Consider the following 19,657-nt stretch of genomic DNA (forward strand, 5'->3'; position numbering starts at 1 on the left):
TTCGTCAGTTTCACGGACCTGTCTTCCCTTATGTCCCGAGCACACCCTATCTTGACGAAAGGCGCAAGAGTTCGAGGTCAATCCGTGATATCGTCGCGCCAAATGGTTGTGGCGGGTCGCGTGTTTCCAGGATGGTGAGGACTCTGCATCTCGGGAGTGGCATGTCCGGCTTTAATTCCGGCGCGAAATGCTGTAGTTTGGCGGGCCGGGTCCCGTGTATGAGCGGGTTACAGGGAGTCCAGACCATGAAACGCGGGGAACAACAATCTTCCAGATTATCCTCCCGGGCGAAGGCAGGTTTGCTTAGCCGCAGGCGGTTTCTGCAACAGGCGGGGCGCGGCGCGGCGGGTGCAGCGGCAGCCATTGCCATTGCCGCCGGCGGCAAAGCACACGCGGCGCGCGTGGGCCCGAATGAGCAGGTCGGTGTCGCGGTGATCGGTAACGGCGGGATGGGCACGCGCCATTTGGAGGCGCTGGCGGTGAACGGGAACTGCCGGCTGGTCGCGGTGTGCGATGTGGCGAAGTCGCGCTACATGAACGCCATAGAGAAGGTGAAGGAGCTTTCGGGGCAGCAACCTTCGGGCTATCAGGATTTCCGGCGCGTGCTGGACCGGCCCGATGTGGATGCCATCTTCGTGGTGACGCCGGACCATTGGCACCCCCTGCTCACGATTCTGGGCTGCATGGCGGGCAAGGATGTCTACGTTGAAAAGCCGGTGTGCACGACGGTCGAGGAAGGCCGCGCGATGGTGAATGCGGCGCGCCGTTACGGGCGCGTGGTGCAGGCGGGCACGCAGCAGCGGTCGATGCCGGTGTTTCAGAAGGCGATTGACGTCGTACATAGCGGGTGCCTGGGCCAGGTCACGACGGCGAGCGCCTGGGTCGGCGTGAATGGCTGGAACGTCGGCGAGAAGCCGGAAGACCCGCCGGAAGGCCTTGACTGGGACCTGTGGCTCGGGCCCGCGCCGTGGGCCCCGTATTCTCCCGAGCGGTTTGGCGGGTTCATGGGCTGGCACGATTACGCCCGCGGCGGCCAGCTGACGAACTGGGGCGTCCATCTGATGGACGTGGTCCACTGGGGCATTCGCGAAGACCGGCCCCTGTCCGTGCAGGCGCTGGGCGGCAGCTACCGGCAGGCGCCCGGCCAGGACAATTACGAGACCATCGAGGCGTTGTTAGAGTACCGGGGCTGCACCGTTACCTGGGAACAGCGGCACCAGAACACGCACGGGGACAAGGGCTATGGCATCAGCTTCCACGGCACGGAGGGCGTCCTGTTCGTGGACCGCGGAACGTTCCAGGTGCAGCCGGCGGAACTTGGCATTGCGGAGTATATCGGCGAGCCGGAGAAGAGTTGGGCCAATCCGCCGCATCACAACAATTTCTTCGATTGCGTGCGCTCGCGCGCCAAACCGGTGGCGGACATAGAGCAGGGGTTCCGGTCGACCGCGGCGGTGCTGCTGGCGGGGATTGCCTTGAAGGCGCGGCGCCGGCTCGACTGGGACGGCGCGGCGGAGCGGTTTCTTCATGACGACCAGGCCAACCGGCATCTCACGCGCACGTATCGCGCGCCGTGGCATCTGTAGGAGCGCACACCATGGGAAGGACAAGCACTATGAAACGCGTTGCGCTTGTTTTGTTGACGGTTGCGCTGCTTCCGGCGGCCGCGCCGGCGGCTGGCCCAAATCTGGACCAGCTCATCGGGGGCTTGGGCGGCGGCGATGAGCAAGCGCGCATAGTCGCGCGCCAGCTTTTGCCGCGTTTCGGCGCGGCGGCGGTGTCGCGGCTGCTGCCGCTCGTGGCGAGCGATGACGCGAATGTCTGGAACGCGGCCATGCGTGTGCTAGAGGATATCGCGAACACGGTGTCCGTTCCGGGCCGCGAAGCCGAACGGCTCGAGACCGTGCGGCTGCTGATGACGCTGGTCGCGGCGGACCGGCCGGATTTCGTGAAAGAGCGGGGCCTCCGCCTGCTGCCGCTGGCCGTGCCCGAGGGCTGCGACGTCGGCCCTGTCGCGGCCCTGCTCGACAGCAATGCTCTCATCCGCGAAAAGGCGCGCGCGGCGCTGCGCGACATCGGCACGGACAATGCCGCGGCAGCCCTTTGCGACGCGCTGCCCCGCGCCGACGCGGAATTTCAGTGTGCGTTGCTGGACGCGCTTGGCCCGATGGGCAAGCCCGCGAGCGAGCCGGCCATCGCGGCGGCGCTGCAAAGCCCCGAGGCGCGGGTGCGTGCGGCAGCCGCGCGTGCGTTGTCTTGGACGGGTGACCCGCGCCATATCGGCGCGCTCTGGGCGGTCTACCGTGCGGCGGACGATATCACGCGCTTCGACGCCGGAGACGCGATCATCCGTCTCGGTAATGTCATGGGCCAGCGCGGCGGACACTGGCGCGATACCATGTCGCTGTTCCAGACCGCCGCGGCGGAGTTTGCCGACCTGCAACTGAAAGGCGCATCGCTTGCGGGACTTGGCGCATACGGAGACGAGAGTGTTATCCCCGTTTTGCTCGCAGCGCTTGAAGGCAAAGACGGACGGCAGCTTGAACCCGCGGTGCTGACCGCGTTCGCGGCGCTTCAGGGTCCCGGCGCGGACCACGCGCTGCTGGAGGTGTTTCCCGCGGTATCCCGCGACATGCAGGTCTCGCTGCTCGGCATTTTCGGGAACAAGCGCAAGGCGCAGTTTCTGCCGCTGCTGTCCGAATTTGCCACGAACAGCGACCCGGTTCTGCGCGCAGCTGCCTTGAACGGGCTGGGCGCAACGCGCCTGCCCGGTGCGCTGCCGCCGCTGATACAATTCGCGGAATCCTGCACGACGGAAGAAAAACCCGCCGCGCGGGAGAACCTGCGCCGGATGGCCGATACGCTGCGAAACGCGGGAGAACGCGAAGGCGCGAGCCGCGCGTTTCTGGCGCTGTACCGGCTTGCTGAATCGGAGGAAGACCGGCTACTCGCGCTCGAGGGCGTCAAGCAATTTCCCGTACCGGAGGCATTTGAGCTGATTATGGGCGCCGTCGGCGGCGACGAATTGGATACGTTGCCCGTGGGTACGCTGGCGGGCGTGGCCCAAGCGCTGCTGGACGCGGGCCGCGCGGATGAAGCGAAGAAGGTGGTGGACCTGCTCCTGCCGCGCATCGCCACGACGGAAGAAATGAAGGAAGCACTGGGGCCGCTCATGGCGGCGGGCATGAGCGCGGAGCAACTGGGCGTCATCAGGTCGTGGTCGCTGGCAGGGCCGTTCCCCTCGCGCTTTGAAGACGGGTTCGCGCAGACGTTCATTGGCGAGCCGAACGTGGACCTGAAAGCCACATATGCGGCGGGCGATGCCACTCTGTCGTGGACTCAGCACGAAACCGGCGACGCGTTCGGTGTCGTGAACCTGATGGCCGTCTTCGGCATGGTGGAGGATGTCAGCGCCTACGGGTATGCGGAGGTGGCCGTGGCCGAAGCGGCGGACGTGGTCGTGCGCGCCGGTTCCGACGACGGGATCAAGGTCTGGGTCAACGGCGAAGCTGCGCACGAGAACAACGCGGACCGCGGTAACACTTTCGATCAGGACCAGGCGCCGGCGCACCTGAAGGCCGGGGTTAACGCGATTCTCGTCCGCTGCACGCAGCACTTGGGCGGCTGGAACTTCCATGTGCGGCTGACCACGCCCGACGGCGCGCCGTTGCCCTTCGAGAGAGTGACGCAATAGGCACGGCGGTTTGTGATGGTCCGCGACCGTCCGTGCAGTCATGAAAAGCAGGATCGAATTCAAGACTATTGAAGCACAAGAGGAGAACCGGCCATGCGCTTTGTTTTGACAGCGGTGTTGATCATGCTGGCGGCGGGTGTTTCCGCGGTGGAACTGCGGTTCGAACGGGAACGCATCGGCACGGGCACCTACGAGGCCGCCGCCGCATTCGACGTGAACAACGACGGCGTCCTCGACATCGTGTCGGGCGCGTACTGGTACCCGGGCCCCCACTTCAAGACGGCCAATCCGGTCTGCATGCTGCAGCCGATGGACACCTATTACGACGATTTCTCAGATTACCCGATGGATGTCAATGGCGATGGTTATCTGGACATCGTGAACGGCGCGTGGTGGGGGATGCGCGTCGAATGGCGCGAGAACCCGAAGGGCCAGCCCATCATGTGGACCACGCACGAAGTGGCGCAGGTCGGCAACGTCGAGCGCAACCTGTTTTGGGACTTTGACGGCGACGGCGTGCCCGAGGTGATTCCGGTGAGCAAGCCGGTCCACATCTTAAGACTCGAACGCGACACCGCGGGCAAGGGCACGGGCAAGTTCCTGCAATACACGATTGACAAGGGCACAGGCGGCCATGGCCTTGGCGCGGGCGATGTGAACGGCGACGGGCATGCGGATATCGTGCTGGCAGGCGGCTGGCTTGAATCGCCCGCCGACCCCTTCAGCGTCGACGGCTGGGTCTGGCGCGAGGAATTCAATCTTGGCTCGGCGAGCGTGCCAATCCTGGTCTACGACGTGAACAAGGACGGATTGAACGACCTCGTCGTTGGCGAAGCGCACAATTACGGCTTGTATTGGATGGAACAGGGGAAAGGCCCCGAAGGCGCGCGCGCCTGGACCAAACACATGATCGAGGAACACCGCTCGCAGTTCCACGACCTGCAATTGCACGACATTGACAACGACGGCGAACTCGAATTGGTCACGGGCAAGCGCTACCACGCCCACAACGGCCATGACCCGGGCGCGGAAGACCCGGTGGGCGTGTATTATTACGAGATTAACGGCGGCGCATTCGAGCGCGTAACCGTCGATTACGGTCCCGCGGACAGCGCCAGCGGCGCGGGCATTTATTTCTGGGTCGAAGACGTGGACGGCAACGGCTGGAAAGACATTATCGCGCCCGGGAAAGAAGGGCTGTATCTGTTCCGGAACCTGGGACCGGCGCCCGGCCAGTGACCCCTGGCGGGCCACGTCAGATAAATTGACGCACGAGCGCGTCGATGACGGCATCGACGTTTGCCGGCGTGATGCCGTACTGGCGGCAGGCCGTTTCCGCGCGTGCGCGGCGCTCCGGTTGTTCGAGCTCGTCCAGCGACGCGAACACGCCCATCCTGCGGCCCACTTGAAAGACGGTTTGTTCCGGCGGCGGCAATGCCAGGAGCCGGTCGAGGGTCGCAAGCATTCGGGGCTGATCCTGCGGGAGTTGACCCTCGACTTCGCTGAGGAGATTGAGGATGTGGTCGCTCGCGAGGAAGCTCGTGACGCCGTCCAGCAGCGAGAGGAACAGGCGGATTTCGCGTACACATTCGATATCGCCGCATTTGTCGAACCGGCCTGCCGTGTATTCCGCGTAGAGCGGCGTAAGCATCGGAATCGCGAGCGTGCGCAACCGGATGAAATCGGGGTTAATCCGGTTGAGGGCGTCCGCGGATTCCCGTGCGTGCGTTTCAGAAAGCCGGCGCCCGCCCAGCCCCGGCATGACGTACTCCGACAGTTCCATCCCGGCCTGCTTCACTCTGCGGCCCGCGTCGATGAGCTGCGCTTTCGTGACGCCCTTCTTCATGAACGCCAGCACTTCGTCCGAGCCGGATTCCATGCCGATGTGGATGCGGTTGAGGCCGGCCGCCGCGATGTCGCGCAGTTCTTCCTCCGATTTGTGCGCGACGGTATGCGCGCGGGCATAGGCCGTAACGCGCTCGATCTCGGGAAACCGCGTGCGCAGGTGGGTCAGGATTGCCGCGAGGTCTTTCGTGCGCGTGAACAGCGAGTTCGCGTCTTGCAGGAAAACCGAGCGCATGCCGCCGATGACCGCCCAATGGTACGCGGCCTGGAGTGCGTCCCGCTCTTCCGGCGGCGTCGCTCGCGCAAGCCGCGCGTAGGCCGCGTGCGGGATGCGGCCGGACGCGTCCGTCTGCCCCCGCAGGGCTTCGACATGCCTGTGGACCGCGTCGATGTCGCGCAGCACATGGTCGAGCGGCCGGACGGAGAACGCCGCACCCTTGTACACGGGGCAGAACAGGCACCGGTTCCAGGGGCAGTTCCGCGTCACGCGGATGAGCAGGCTGTGCGCTTCGCTCGGGGGGCGAATCGGCCCCTGCTCGAAACCCTGATATTCTTGCGGCATCGCGTCTCCATCCGGCGGGCCGTCAGAGGTAGCCGAGGCCCATAAGCCGCTCGCGCAGCGCCGCCGCGTCCTCCTCGCTCAAACCCGTGCTTCGCGGCTCGAACAGCGCGGCCACCTTCTCATAGTCGGGCGGGTCTTCGCCGACGTACAAAAGAAATGTGACCCGGGCGTCGTGCTTCGTACTCAGGCGCCCCAGCCATGCCTCCACAGCATCGCCGTTTTCGAGACTGCTTACGTGCGCATAGAGAAGGTCGGGCGCTTGTTCTTCCAGGAGGCGTTCGCTCAACGCCAGGATGGAATCCGGCGCGACCTGGGAACACGCTGCGTCCGCGCCGCCGGCAACGATACACTTCCTGCCTGCGTTGCGGAGGCGGCTCCATGGTTCCGCGGCCGCACTGCCCGCGCACAGGCCGATTTCGCGGCCCGTGTCGAAAGCGCCGCGCAGCAACGGCCAACGCCCCGATGCGGCGCCCGCTTCGAGCGAACGCCACAGCGCCTGTGTCACACTGATGATTACGATATTGCGCATATAGACCTTGTTGGGCCGGCTGTGCGGCGCACACATGGCGTTTCGCGGAACGCCCGCGGATGCGCGCGCCGTGTGAACGCATTCTATAAAGGGGAAGCGGGCATTGTCACGATTCCTTGCGTGTCATGTTGCGCCTCTGCCGCCGGGAGGAGTAAACTGCGTCCGCCGCACGGATTTCCCCTCGGCTGGAACCTACCCAAAAGGAAGAACATCATGAAGCATCTCATTTGGGCCTTTGCCCTGGTGGCGGCGCTGCTGGCCGCGCCGGTCGTGCTGGCGCAGGAAAACGCGCCTGCGCCGTTTGCGAGCGACCAGGAACGGATCAGTTATTGCCTCGGCGCGCAAATCGGCCTGCAGCTCACGAAGAGCGCCTATGAACTGGACGCCGCGGCGCTGGTGCAGGGTTTGCAGGATGCGGCGGCAGGCAATGCATTACGCGCCAATCCCCAGGAAATTCAACAGGCAGCGATGGATTTCCAGATGAAGACGCGCGAAGCCGCCGAAGCCAAGGGGAAGGCCCTGGAAGAGCAGGCTGCCGAATTGTTGAAGGCCAACGCGACCGCCGAAGGCGTGAAAGTCACGGCCAGCGGTCTGCAATACAAGGTAATAACCGAAGGCACGGGCGCCACGCCGGCGGTCACTGACCGCGTGCGCGTGCACTACCGCGGCACCCTCGTCAACGGCGAGGAATTCGACAGTTCCTACAGCCGCGGCGAACCCGCGGAATTCACCGTCAACGGCGTTATCCCCGGCTGGACCGAAGCGCTGCAGCTCATGAAGGCGGGCGCGAAATACCAGTTGGTTATCCCCTCGGACCTGGCCTATGGCCCGCGCGGCACCGGGAACATCCCCCCGAACGCGACGCTCATCTTCGAAGTCGAATTGCTCGAAGTGCTTCAATAACTGCGGGGCGGCCAAGCCCTTCTTGTCCCATTTTCGCGGCGCGCCCGGTGTTTCTCATGGCCGGGCGCGCCGCTGTTCTTGTCATCTTGGATTCCGGTCAGGGGCCGAAGACGCTCTTGACCGCTTCGAGGTAGGCCATGCCGTGGACGGTATCGGGTTCAAGGTAGCTGCCCTCGGTCCATTCGTTCCAGCAATTGAGGGTGAGGATGCGCTCGCCCGTGGGGCGCGTGTCGAGGAAGCGCCGGGCCGTTTGCAGGGCTTCACGGAACGCCGCGGGCGTATTGCCGCTCATGCCCGCCATGAACGGGTAGCCCCGGTTCTCAAACGGGTCATCCAGGGCGCAACGCGGGCTCGAATCCCAACCCATTGTTACATTCGGGTGATAGGGAATCGTGAACCGGCTCACGGTCTCGCGCCAGTGTGCCTCGGCTTTCTCCATGACGTAGCGGTACGGCGTCTGCGGGAATTCCGGCAAGGCTACGTGATGTATCCATACGTACGACGTGAGACTGTCGAAGTCGAGGTAGGTGACGAGTTCCTCGGGATTCGCCACGGCTTTTTCGTTCGGCAGGATGCGCACGCCGAACAGGACCGCGTTCAGATGCAGACCGGGGAACCCCGCGGCGCGCGTCTTCTCCCGGAACCGTTCCAGCGCGGTTTTCGCCGCCTCGGAGGAGCCGAAACTCTGGATGAGCGTGTGCAGTTCGTAAACGGAAAAGTAGGGGCAACCGTCGATCTTCCAATACGACGGATGCTTGAAATACCGATCGATGATGTAGTCCGTCATCCGGTCGAAAGTCTCCGGCGTGACCGTGCCAGGATAGAGCAGCGCGGGCGGGTGTTTCGTGGTTGCGGGGTGAATGTCTATCCAGTCGTGATTCGCCCACATCAGGCCGAAACGGAGCCGGCCCGCGTTCGCGGCCTTCAGGAACCCCTCTTCGACACCCCGCTGCAGGAACGGCCCGTCATCGTACCAGTACCAGTCGAAAATGAAAGCATCGATGCCGTGGTCCGCCGCCGCGTCGATCTTCCGCGCCATGACGGCGGGGTCGGACTCGTCGGTGTAGCCCCACAAGGGGGCGTTCGGTTGCCGGTGCCCGTCGAACCGCGGCCGCGCGGCCTTCACCAGCTCCCATTCGGTCCAGCCGTCGCCGCGCGTCTTTGCGTTGCGCGCGTCCGGGTGATAATTGGGAAAATAGTAACTCGCCACCACGTACTGGGAGCCGTTCATGGGCGTATCCTGACTTGCCGGCTGGGCGAGCGCGCAGGCCAGCACGGCGCACGCCGTTACCATGTCAGCCATTCGATGCCTTCCTTTGCCGCGCGGAACTTGCGCGCGCGTATGCTGGAACCCTGCCCTTCTTCGTAATAGACAATCAGCACCGATCCGTCCTTGAGCGTCGCCATGCTCGGATACGCGCCGCCCACCTCATCGACCAGGATGTTCTCGCTCCACGTGGCGCATTCGTCGGTCGAGTAGTGCATGCTCGTGTTCGGCATGCGGTGCGCGCAGACAATCACGCCCTCGGCGCCGCGGTGCAGGTGCGGGCAATGCCCTGGAAACCCCATCGGCTGCGACACGGACCACGTCTTGCCGCGGTCCGCCGATATCGAATAGCGCATCGATTCCTTCGACGTGCGCTGCGCTGCGTAGAGCCGGCCGTCTTTCAACTCGATGATATCCGTCTCAGCGTCGAGCCGCAGACCGCCGTTATCGATATCGATGGGCGCGCTCCATGTCGCGCCCATGTCGGTCGAAAGGGTAACCGCGCCGTTCGCGTCGTCGCTTGTTTCCCGATACAGACCGAGAATCAGGGTATTGCCGGAGAGAATGCGGATGGGCGCGCTGCAATAATAATCCGCCACGATCTGCCGCGCTTCGGACCACGTCTTGCCATTGTCACGCGAGGTCACGAGCCAACTGCCCAGACCGTCCCATTTGCGTTCGCCCGTCTTCCGTAGCGAGAAGAAATTGCAGCAGATGGTCCCATCCGGCAATTGCACGACGGACGGGTCGCGGTCATCGTCCGGCCCGTCGTAGATGGTTTCCGCGGGCGTCCACGTGCATCCTTCATCCGAAGAATAGCAGCCCGAAACGCGGCCTCCCTTCGGATGTGCCTCATCCGGCAGCGACACATGCTCCCATCCCGCGTAGAAAACACACAGGAGCCGCCCGTCCTGGAGGCGGCAGACATCCGGGAACGCCTCGTAGGCGCCCGCGCCCGCGTCCTCGTACACAAAGACGAACGCACGGCCTTCCGGCGGCGCGGCGTCCGCGCTCCAGCCGATTTGCGTGATGACGACCAATGAAAGCGCCGGTAGCAGCTTTTTCATGATTCTCGACTCCCTGCGTATCGCGATTGTATGGACAGATTCTTCCCGTGCAGTGTCGCCCACCGGGGCAGGGGTATGCAAGCGTCGTATGGGGCCTGTGGGCACGGCTTGAACGGTGGCGGCGTTCCCGGTAAGTTGGTATGCATCCGTGAATGGTGGAGGATGAGGGAGTAGTCCGGGTTGAGCGCAACAACGAACGCTTCATTTCAGGGCAGGCGCGTGCTGGTGTTGGGCGGCCTGGGTTTCATCGGCAGTAATCTGGCCATTCGCTGCTGCGAACTTGGCGCGGAGGTCAGCGTGTTCGACTCGCTGATCGGCCACGGCGGCGGCAATCCGGCCAACCTCGCCGGACACGAGGGGCGCATCCAGGTGCACCATAACGATATCCGGGATTATCACCTGCTTGACCGGGTCGTGCGCGAACACGACGTCATATACCACTGCGCGGGACACACATCGCACAGCTACTCGCTGCGTGACCCGTTCCTGGATATCTCAATCAACTGCACCGGGAGCATGAACCTGCTCGAGTCGGCGCGGCAGGGTAATCCGGGCGCAACGATCGTTTACGTGGGCACGAGCACGCAGTGCGGGCCGATGATGAGCAATCCGATTGATGAGATGCACCCGGAGTTCCCCCGTGACATCTACTCGGCGAACAAGAGCGTTGCCGAGAAATACCATCTGATCTACCACCACGTCCACGGTCTTCGCACCGCCGTGGTTCGGGTCGCGAATATATACGGGCCGCGCGCGAACATTCGCAGCGTAGACGCGGGCGTGCTCAACTTCTTCATCGGGCTCGCGCTGCAAGGCAAACGGCTGACCGTCTACGGTGAAGGACGGCAACGGCGCAATGTCCTGTATGTCGACGACTGCATCGAGGCGCTAATCCAGGTTGTGCTGGAAGAAAAGACGCGCGGACAGGTGTTCTTCGCGGCAGGCGACAAGGAGTACACGGTCGCGGAATTCGCGCGGATGGTTGTCGAGGTCGTGGGCCAGGGCGCGGTCGATCACGTGCCGTGGCCGGACGATTGGGCGGCGATAGACGTTGGCGATGTGTCCATTTCCAACGCCAGGATTACGCGCGAGACCGCGTGGCGGCCTCAGACCGCTCTGCGGCGCGGCCTGGAAGAGACGCGCGATTTCTTTGAGGCGCGCCGGGGGGTGTATCTCTGAGCCGCGACCGAGAGGAGCTTGGGAAATGCCGAAAAGCATCGCTATAGTGGGCGCGTCGGCGGACCGGAAGAAGTACGGGAACAAGGCCGTGCGCGCGTTTCAGAAGGGCGGCTGGACCGTCTATCCCGTGAATGCGAAGGCCGAGACGATCGAAGGGCTTCCCTGTTACAGGTCGCTGGCGGACGTGCCGGGCCCGGTCGACCGCATCTCGTTGTATGTGCCGCCCGAGGCTGGGGTTGTCTTGCTGCCGGAAATCGCGCGCACGCCGCACACGGAATTTTTCCTGAACCCCGGTTCGGAATCGCCCGAATTGATCGCGAAGGCGCGCGAACTCGGCCTGGAACCGGTCCAGGCGTGCAGCATCGTCAGCATTGGCCTGCGGCCGGACATGTTCCCCGACGCTTGAGACGCATTTCGCGCGCGTCGACTATGCTTGCGGCGCCAACCTCAAGCCCATTGTCTCGACGACATCCCGAATGGCCGCCAACAGCGACAGCATGTCCTGTTCGAAGAGCCGACCGATGGTCCCGATGCGGAAACAGGCCGCGTTGCTGACCTTCCCCGGGTAGATAACGCAGTCACGGTCATTCAGCAGGCGGTAGAACGTCTCAAAAGACCATTTCGGGTCGTCCGGGTACAGAAACGACGTGATGATGTAGCCCTGCAACTCGGGCGGCAGGTATTCGCGGAAACCGAGCGCGCGCATGCCTTTCACAAGCACTTCGTGGTTGCGGCGATACCGCGCGCCGCGCCCCGCCGGGCCGCCTTCCTGTTCCAGCTCGAGTAGCGCCTGATGGAACGCGAGCAGCACGTGCGTCGGCGGGGTAAACCGGAACTGCCCGTCTTTCTCGAAACCGCGCACCTGTTCCAGCAGGTCCAGGCTCAGGCTTCGCGCCCAACCCTCCGTCTTGTCCAGCGCTGCGCGGCGCGCGATGACGAAGCCGAACCCCGGCACGCCTTCGATGCACTTGTTCGCCGACGAAACCAGGTAGTCTATGTGGCACTCGGCCAGACTGAAGGGCACGGCCCCGAAGCTGCTCATGGCGTCGACGAAGTACTGCACGCCCGCCGCGCGCGCCAGCGCCCCGATCTCGCGGATCGGGTTGATGATTCCCGTCGTGGTCTCGCAGTGCACCACGGCGAGGTCAGAAAACGCGCCCGTCTTGAGTCTGTCCCCGATTTCGCGCAGGTTTGGCAGGCTGTTCTCGGGGCACTCGAGGGTCTCATGATCGATATGCGATATGCGGCACATTTTCGCCATGCGCTGGCCGTACGCGCCATTGACCACAATCAACACCTTGCCGCCGGGCCGAACCGTTGACGCGAACACCGCCTCGATGGAGAACGTGCCGCTGCCCTGCATCGGGATCGCGTCGTAACCCGCGTTCGCCGCCTCGCCTGCATCGAGCAGGCGGCGGCGAATGTCGCGGATGACTTCGATAAAGGCAAAGTCACGCGATCCGAGATCGCGCAGCATGGCCTGCTTGACGGTCCGGCTTGTGGTGAGCGGCCCCGGCGTGAACAGGGCCTTGTCCTTCCAGGAAGGGGCGGTACTCATGGCGATATTCCTGTCTTTAATGGGGTGCGGCGGAGTATGGCAGAGGAGCACGGGCAATGCAACGGCCCTTCGCGCGCCGCGTGTCCGGTTCATGGGCGCCGCAACACCGCCACGGCCTTGTCGGGGAAATCGGTGAACAGGCTGTCGACGCCGTAGTCGAAATAGAACCGGCGCAGTTCCGCCTCGACATTCGCGTACGCGCGCGGCACCGCATCGGCCCGTATCGTGTAGGGGTGCACTACGAGTCCGTGCGCGTGCGCGCGTTCCACGAGGCCGGGGTCCTTCTCGATGCATTGCTTGTCCGGCCCGATGCCGTTGGCGAAACCCGCGATCTCGGCAAGTCCCTCGGCGGTCAGCCAGCGGCTCCCCTCGTCGTCGCCCATGAGAAAGACCTGCGGCGCGCGCAGGCCCATTTCGTTGCGCAGTTCCTGTAGCGTGCCGGCCTCGAAACACTGCACGAAGATACGCGCCTGCGGGTCGTCGTAACCGTACTCGCGCACGATAGCGACGAACGGCGCCTCGATCGGCAGCCCCTGGGCCGCATGCCAGGATGGCTGCTTCAGTTCCGGATAGATGCCTGCGTTCCGGCCCGTGCTCTTGTTTAAACCCTGGATGAGTTCGATAGCCTCGCGGAAGGCCGGAACCTCGAAGTCGCTCTTGGCGAACGGGAATCGTCTTGGCAGCCGTTCCTGCGCCTGCAACTGCTTGATCTCGGCGAGCGTGAAGTCCGCCGCGTACCAATGGCCGTCGTCGCGCTTGCGGTCCGGGAACTTGTCCTCGACGTCCGTTGTCTTCTCAAGCGTGACATCGTGCAGGCAGACCAGTTCTCCGTCCTTGGTCATTACGACGTCCTGCTCGATGTAGTCGGCGCCGGCCGCGTGCGCGTATACATATGCTTCGAGCGTGTGTTCCGGCAGATAACCGGAGGCGCCGCGATGCGCGATGACGGTCTTTTCCTGCGCGAACGGCGCCGCGGCAAGCAGCAGCGCGCAACCCAATACCGCGAAACAACGCATGGCAGATTCCCCTTTCATGTTGATAGGGACCGCTATTTAAGGCTCTCCAGCGTGCGTTCGACGTCGTAGCCCGCGTCTTCCGCCGCCAAGAGCAATTCCCGCAGATTGTCGTAGAGAGTCTCGATTTCGGCGCCGTCGACAGCGCCTTCGGAAAGCGCCGTGATTGCATGGGTCACGAGCATCATGTGCGCATAGCGTTCGAGTTGCTCCTTGACAAGCCAGATGCGCCCGCCCCACTGGTTCATGCCGAGGAACCGCTGCGTATCCGGGTCGCGGAACGTTTCGTAGAGGATCGGCCCCCACGGTTCCTGCTGCAAGAGGACCAGCCGCGGCCCGTGCGCAATGCAGGCGCGGACCATGCCCGCGTCCAGGTTTGCACGGTGTTCGTCTCCGTCCATGTCGCGGAAGGCCTGCGCAACGCATTTCACGAGGAACCAATCGCGCATCCAGGACGCGGTAACCGCCATCTCGTCATGTTTCACGCCGCGCTCGGCGGGCAGGAGCCGGCCCAGCCGCCGCAGCGCGCTCCAGGCGGCCGGCACGCGCCAGAAACCCGGCTGGCCGGCGGCTTTTTTCGGTATTGGGTCGAGCAGGAAACTTGCCACCTCGGGATGGAGATCGAGCGCGGCAATCCGGCTTCGGAATTCGTGCAGCAACGTGATTTCGTCACCCACCTCGCTGAGGATTCGGGTGATAACGGGAATGGCGCGCTTGCGCCCGATCTTGGCGGCCACGGCGATGAGAAAATCGCCCAGCGCCTGTTCGAGGTGCTGCCGCGCGTCGTCTGAGTCCCCTTGTGTAAGAAGCGCAAGCAGTTCACTGTTCATGACGGCGCGGAACGGGTCAAGAACGGGCGCGAGGACGAGTTCCTGGTACGCCTCCTCGATGCTGGGCACGCCGCGGCGCCCGAGCGTCGCGTGCAACTGCGCCCAGGTGAGGTCGTGGTCGCGTACCTCGCGCCAGTCGAGGAACGCGTAATACTGATAGCCATGCAGTTCCAGGTCCAGGCCGACCTCGGCCAGCTCGCGCGCGTGGTGCAGATAATCAAGGCCGGCGCGATAATCCCGGAAGACGTAATACCGGTCGTCCGCGACGACAAGCCCGAGCGCCTCGGCCAAGGTGCGGCGGACCAGTTGCTTGTCTTCCGCGGCGCCGACGTTGATGGCGGTCGAGAGCCGGATGGCGCCGCGCGTCCGCTTGTACGCGTTGTTGTAGACGATCAAGGCGCGGTCGCCGTCGTTCCGGTTCGTGTAAGCGAAGACGTTCTCGTCCACCCAGCCCTCGGGCGTAACGAAATCAAAGAAGGCGAAGTTACCCGCGCCGCTGAACAGGCGGCGCCGCCGCACCAGCGGGAAGATTTCCGCTTCATGCCGCCGCACGAGGTGCTCGTCGACTGCTTCGTCCCAGTACGCGCGCCGGTATTCCATGCCGTACTTCTCGGCGAAACCCTCGACCTGGCCGTGCCCGAACATGGGCAGGCCGGGCATCGTGGCCATGAGCACGCAGACGCCGAAGTACTTGTCGCCCTTGCCGAATTGCTCGACGGCGGTGAGCTCGTCGGGATTGTTCATGAAGTTGACGAAGCGCTGGAGCACCTCGGGACTGAATTCGAGCACGTTCTTGACGGTCTGGCGGTACTTCGAGTTTTCCTCCATCTTGAGCATGTTCATGAACGCGCTGTTGTAGACGCGGTGCATGCCCAGTGTGCGCACGAAGTAACCTTCCATCAGCCAGAAGGCCTCCGCGAGCAGCAGGGTTTCCGGCGCCTCGGCGGCGACCCGGTCCACCACCTCGCGCCAGAATTCCTTCGGGAACGCTGCGTCGAATTCCTCGCGGGACATGCCGTGCTCGGCGCGCGAGGGCACGGAGCCTTCGTCGTCATGCTTGGGGAACCAGAGCCGCTGATAGTGCTTTTTGGCGAGGGTCATGGCCGCGTCGAAACGGATGATGGGAAACTGGCGCGCCACGTGCAGTATCGTCTGGACCACCGCTTCACGCACTTCGGGCAACAGAAAATTGAGTTGCGCCGTGTCGTTCCACGGCATATTCGTTCCGTCGTTTCCGTGGTAGATGTAACGCGCGTCGCCCGTCCAGTTGTCGCGCCTCTGGAACACGACCGCCGCGTCGGTGCGGCTCCAGTAGCCATCCTCTACCTGAAGCGAAATGCGCGGGTCCGCCGAGAGGTTCGGGCCCGTGAACGTGTACTTGGGATAAGGCGGATAGGGGAGCTGGAGAAACCAGTCCGGATGTTCCACAACCCACCGCGAATAGATGCCCACATGGTTTGGCACCATGTCGCTCGCGAGGCGGATGCCGCGATGCCAGGCGCGCTCCTTCAGACCCTCATACGCGTCCGGACCGCCCAGGTCCGCGGCGATTTCGTAGTCATACAGCGAATAGGCCGACGCGACCGCCTCGGAATTGCCCATTATCTGCTTGATCCACTGCGACGCGGGCGACCGTTCCCACAGGCCGATGAGCCACAGCGCGTTGATGCCCCAGCGCGCGAGCCGGTCCAGTTCCTCGTCCGGCACGTGGTCAAGGCGATGGATGCGGCGCTGGTACTTCTTCGATAATTGGTCGAGCCAGACATAGGTCGACTTGGCGATCAGCACCACGTTCGGCATCCAGTCCTTGTCGACACTGAACGCCTCCGGCTCGGGATAACCCATCAAGCCGCGGCCGAATTCGAGCACGCGCACGGGGCCCGGGCCGAAACCGCGCCACGCCGTCTCTTCCTTGAGGATGCCGCGTGCGACCATGAGCCGTTCGAGCAGTTCCGCCGGCAGCAGGTCCCGCCAGTAGCGGCGGATGAAGTCGAGCTGGCCTTCGAGCGAGTCCGGGTTCTCAATCATGGGCCGGCGCAGCACGTTGAAGAGGGTGTCGTTCACGATGCGCAGGGCGGGCTGCCTTGAGAAGAACGTTTCGAGGCTATGGACGAGCCGCTCGTAAGGAACGGCGGCGCGCAAATCCGTATCGTCGAAAAGCTCCTGATAAGGGCGCATGGCCGGGTTGAGCATGGCCAGATGCAGCAGAATCAGTTCGCGGGCGACGCCCTCCACATTGGTGAGCCGGTCAGAGCGCCCCGCCAGATAGGCCTCTTCGGTCAGCGCGCCGTTCATGACACGCTGGGGCGTGTACAGAGCCGCGAAAGCCGGCGGGGGCGTATCGGCAACCGCCGCGCCCACGCGTGTCCGCACATCGTCGAGCCCGCGCGCCATGACGCCGGGCACTTCTTCTTCAAGATACAGGTCGGCGATATAGCGCAGAATATCGAGAATCAGCCCCATGGCGAGCAATTCGCCCGTGCGCGCCGGGCGCACGCCGGGCCGCCCGAAATCGCGTTGCCGGTTGATGCGGTCGGCAAGGCCGCGAATGCGGTACACGTGCTCCGTGATGCCCGCGGCCTCGGAAGCGGGCCGCCGCAACGTGCCAATATAGAACCGATCCCACGCCTTCCGGGTCAGGTGGAACCCGAAGGGAAAGTCTTCGTGGGCGAGTCTGTCGAACAAGGCTGACACGATGATCCTTGGTTGCTCACACCCCGGAACGCTCCAGATCTTTGGCGAATCCCGGCAAGCGCCGGCCAGGAAGAGTACGAGATTACCCCGGGGCGTCCAGTCGACAACACCGGCAAATCATACATCATTCCGGTGGCTGCGCGCCAAGGCTTTCCTGCCGCTTTCAGGCGCGTATACGACATAGGCGGCGCAAGCGTCAAAGATTCGACACGGCACAGCGCCAGGAACGCGTATCAACGCCTTGAGGTCTGGTCTGCCGGGATTCGTGGATGAGAAACGTGCGCATGGCGCAAGCTGGTTCCGGCGGCGCAGGGTTCGAGTTTGCCGGCAATCATTGCGCTGCGCCGCGTACGACACGTATCATTGGAGAGAGGCGAGCGCCGAATCCCCGGGTTCTCCGGCCCCGACCTGTTAACAGGCGCAGCCTGGCGTGACCAGGAACTGCGGCGCGAGGCGGGCCAGGCGGACGGCAATCCAGAAAAGAACGGAACAACGTGGAACAAGTGCGCACTTATTGGCGGCTGGCTGCCGACCGGATGCGGTCGTCGGAGACCGCGGGGCCGGTAGTTATTGCCGTACTGATTGGCATGGGTGGGGGGCTGGCCTCGATCCTGTTCCGCCGGCTCATCGATTTGGCGCACTACTGCTCCTATGACGTCATGGGTGTCTACCTGTCACCGTTCACAGGCGTGGCCATCACCGTTCTTGTTGTGGCGCTCGGCGGACTGCTGTCCGGTCTGTTAACGCGGCTTGCGCCCGAGACAAAGGGACACGGCGTGCCCGAGGTGATGGTCGCGGTGGCGCATCGCGGCGGGCGTATCCGGCCGCGGGTGACCGCGCTCAAGACGGTCGCAGCGGCGATTACCATCGGTACGGGCGGGTCGGCCGGGCGGGAAGGGCCGATCGTGCAGATCGGCGCCGCGTTTGGCTCGACGGTGGCCCAGTGGCTGCGGCTGCCGGACCGGCGGATCGTGCTGTCGGTTGCCTGTGGCGCGGCAAGCGGCATTGCGGCCACGTTCAATGCGCCTATGGGCGGCGTGATTTTCGCGCTCGAGGTCATTCTATCCCGGTTCACCGCGCTATCGTTCGGGTTGATTGTGATCAGCGCGGCCACTGCTACGGTCGTATCGCGTTCGCTCTCGCTGGAAGGGGATTCGCCCGCGTTTGCCCTTGTGCAAGAGCATGGCATGCGCGGGCTGATCGACTTGAGCCTCTTCGTGCTTCTCGGTGCGCTGTGCGCGCTGGTGGCCCAGGCGTATACGCGCTTCTTGTATCTCGTGGAAGATGTCAGCGACAAGGCCAAGATGCCAGAATACCTCAAGCCCATGATCGGCGGCGCGCTGGTCGGCGTGCTGGCCATAGGGACGCCGCAGGTCATGGGTTCGGGCTACGAGACAATCGAGACCGCCCTCAATACCGGCATGACCGCGCGCCTGTTCTTCATTCTGTGCCTGTCGAAGATTCTTGCCACGGCGTTCACCGTCGGCAGCGGCGGTTCGGGCGGCATTTTCGCGCCCGCGCTGTTCACCGGCGCCATGTTTGGCGGCGGTTTCGGCATGCTGGCGAACGCCTGGTTTCCAGGCCACGCGTCCCCGGCAGGCGCCTATGCGCTGGTGGGTATGGCCGCGGTATTCGCCGGAGCGGCGCACGCGCCGATTACCTCAATCTTCATCCTGTTTGAAATGACGGATGACTACCGCATCATTGTCCCGCTGATGACCGCAACCGTTGTCGCGACCCTTCTTTCGCAGCGCATGTCGCCGGATTCCATCTACACGCTCAAGCTGCGGCGGCGCGGCATTGAGATCGGGCGCGCGCACGAAGTGAACATCATGGACGCCGTAACGGTGGGCGAGGCGATGGACGAGTGCGTCGAGGGTGTGCCGCCTAATATGCCGCTGGACGACTTGATCAAGAAGCTTGGCAGCCGCCATGAGCGCGGATACCCCGTGATCGACGTGGACGGGGGGCTCGCGGGCATGGTCACCATGCGCGACGTGGAGGAAGTCCTGATCGCGGGCCGCAACACCCAGGAACTGACGGTGGCCGATGTCTGTACGCGCAACGTCATCGTCTGCCGCCCGGATCAAACGCTCAACGAAGCCCTGTCTCAGTTCGGGGCGCACAATGTCGGGCGGTTGCCTGTCATCGACCCCGAGCGGCCGGACCGTATCGTGGGCCTTCTTGACCGCGCGCACATCGTTACGGCCTATGCGGACGCGTATCGCCGGCAGGCCGAACTTCTGCCGCGCGCGGACGCGTTTCAGACCTTAAACGAAGAAGGCGAAATGCTTATCGAGCAGGCGCACGTATCGGCCGGCAGCCCCCTCGCAAACGTGTACGTGCGCGATGCCGCGTTTCCGCCGGAATCGACCCTGGGCGCGATCCGCCGCGCAAGCAAGACGGTCGTGCCGCGCGGTTCGACCCGCATTCAGCCGGGAGACCGGATTATCGTGCTGACGACGCGCGAGAATGCCCGAAACGTGCGGCAATGGCTGAAACGAATGACCTGAGAT

At 64.0% G+C, this 19,657-nt stretch carries 14 protein-coding genes; 7 read left to right on the forward strand and 7 right to left on the reverse strand.

Annotated elements, in window-relative coordinates; translation table 11 throughout:
• The first annotated feature begins 299 nt into the window (after nt 1-299).
• The 3 genes from KA184_07720 (at nt 300) to KA184_07730 (ending at nt 4,933) form a co-directional block, all read left to right on the forward strand.
• Nucleotides 300-1,586, forward strand: coding sequence for a Gfo/Idh/MocA family oxidoreductase (locus KA184_07720; protein ID MBP8129455.1), 1,287 nt, complete (start codon nt 300-302; stop codon nt 1,584-1,586).
• 29 nt (nt 1,587-1,615) lie between these two features.
• A complete protein-coding gene (locus KA184_07725; protein MBP8129456.1) occupies nt 1,616-3,694 on the forward strand; it encodes a HEAT repeat domain-containing protein in 2,079 nt (692 codons plus the stop codon).
• A 93-nt stretch (nt 3,695-3,787) separates the two neighbouring features.
• Nucleotides 3,788-4,933 (forward strand): VCBS repeat-containing protein, encoded by a 1,146-nt coding sequence (locus tag KA184_07730; GenBank protein MBP8129457.1) that lies wholly within the window; start codon nt 3,788-3,790, stop codon nt 4,931-4,933.
• A 16-nt stretch (nt 4,934-4,949) separates the two neighbouring features.
• Here the strand turns inward: KA184_07730 and KA184_07735 are convergent, their stop codons facing one another.
• Together KA184_07735 and KA184_07740 are read right to left on the reverse strand one after the other, a co-directional pair.
• Nucleotides 4,950-6,101 (reverse strand): radical SAM protein, encoded by a 1,152-nt coding sequence (locus tag KA184_07735; GenBank protein ID MBP8129458.1) that lies wholly within the window; start codon nt 6,099-6,101, stop codon nt 4,950-4,952.
• Between the two features lie 22 nt (nt 6,102-6,123).
• Complete coding sequence (locus tag KA184_07740; GenBank protein ID MBP8129459.1) at nt 6,124-6,666, reverse strand: hypothetical protein; 543 nt, start codon at nt 6,664-6,666, stop codon at nt 6,124-6,126.
• Between the two features lie 177 nt (nt 6,667-6,843).
• On the opposite strand from KA184_07740, the gene KA184_07745 reads away from it, so the two are divergent.
• Nucleotides 6,844-7,533 (forward strand): FKBP-type peptidyl-prolyl cis-trans isomerase, encoded by a 690-nt coding sequence (locus KA184_07745; protein MBP8129460.1) that lies wholly within the window; start codon nt 6,844-6,846, stop codon nt 7,531-7,533.
• 97 nt (nt 7,534-7,630) lie between these two features.
• Here KA184_07745 and KA184_07750 read toward each other — a convergent pair whose 3' ends face one another.
• Both KA184_07750 and KA184_07755 read right to left on the reverse strand, forming a co-directional pair.
• Nucleotides 7,631-8,836 carry a glycoside hydrolase family 99-like domain-containing protein gene (locus tag KA184_07750; GenBank protein ID MBP8129461.1) on the reverse strand — a complete coding sequence of 402 codons (1,206 nt, stop codon included), beginning with the start codon at nt 8,834-8,836 and terminating at the stop codon, nt 7,631-7,633.
• Nucleotides 8,821-9,867, reverse strand: coding sequence for an exo-alpha-sialidase (locus tag KA184_07755; protein MBP8129462.1), 1,047 nt, complete (start codon nt 9,865-9,867; stop codon nt 8,821-8,823). Before KA184_07755 ends, KA184_07750 begins: the two co-directional genes overlap by 16 nt.
• Before the next feature lie 180 nt (nt 9,868-10,047).
• Between KA184_07755 and KA184_07760 the strand changes: the two genes are divergently transcribed.
• Entirely contained in the window at nt 10,048-11,046 is a 999-nt protein-coding gene (locus KA184_07760; protein MBP8129463.1) for a GDP-mannose 4,6-dehydratase, read from the forward strand.
• A 25-nt stretch (nt 11,047-11,071) separates the two neighbouring features.
• Nucleotides 11,072-11,452 (forward strand): CoA-binding protein, encoded by a 381-nt coding sequence (locus KA184_07765; GenBank protein MBP8129464.1) that lies wholly within the window; start codon nt 11,072-11,074, stop codon nt 11,450-11,452.
• A gap of 21 nt (nt 11,453-11,473) precedes the next feature.
• Here KA184_07765 and KA184_07770 read toward each other — a convergent pair whose 3' ends face one another.
• The 3 genes from KA184_07770 to KA184_07780 form a co-directional block, all read right to left on the reverse strand.
• Entirely contained in the window at nt 11,474-12,604 is a 1,131-nt protein-coding gene (locus KA184_07770; protein MBP8129465.1) for a 2-aminoethylphosphonate--pyruvate transaminase, read from the reverse strand.
• A gap of 89 nt (nt 12,605-12,693) precedes the next feature.
• Entirely contained in the window at nt 12,694-13,620 is a 927-nt protein-coding gene (locus KA184_07775; protein ID MBP8129466.1) for a glycerophosphodiester phosphodiesterase, read from the reverse strand.
• A gap of 32 nt (nt 13,621-13,652) precedes the next feature.
• Nucleotides 13,653-17,132 (reverse strand): alpha-amylase, encoded by a 3,480-nt coding sequence (locus KA184_07780; GenBank protein MBP8129467.1) that lies wholly within the window; start codon nt 17,130-17,132, stop codon nt 13,653-13,655.
• 503 nt (nt 17,133-17,635) lie between these two features.
• On the opposite strand from KA184_07780, the gene KA184_07785 reads away from it, so the two are divergent.
• Nucleotides 17,636-19,654 (forward strand): chloride channel protein, encoded by a 2,019-nt coding sequence (locus tag KA184_07785; GenBank protein ID MBP8129468.1) that lies wholly within the window; start codon nt 17,636-17,638, stop codon nt 19,652-19,654.
• Nucleotides 19,655-19,657 lie beyond the last annotated feature (3 nt).

The sequence above is a fragment of the Candidatus Hydrogenedentota bacterium genome, assembly GCA_018005585.1.
Lineage (GTDB): Bacteria > Hydrogenedentota > Hydrogenedentia > Hydrogenedentales > JAGMZX01 > JAGMZX01.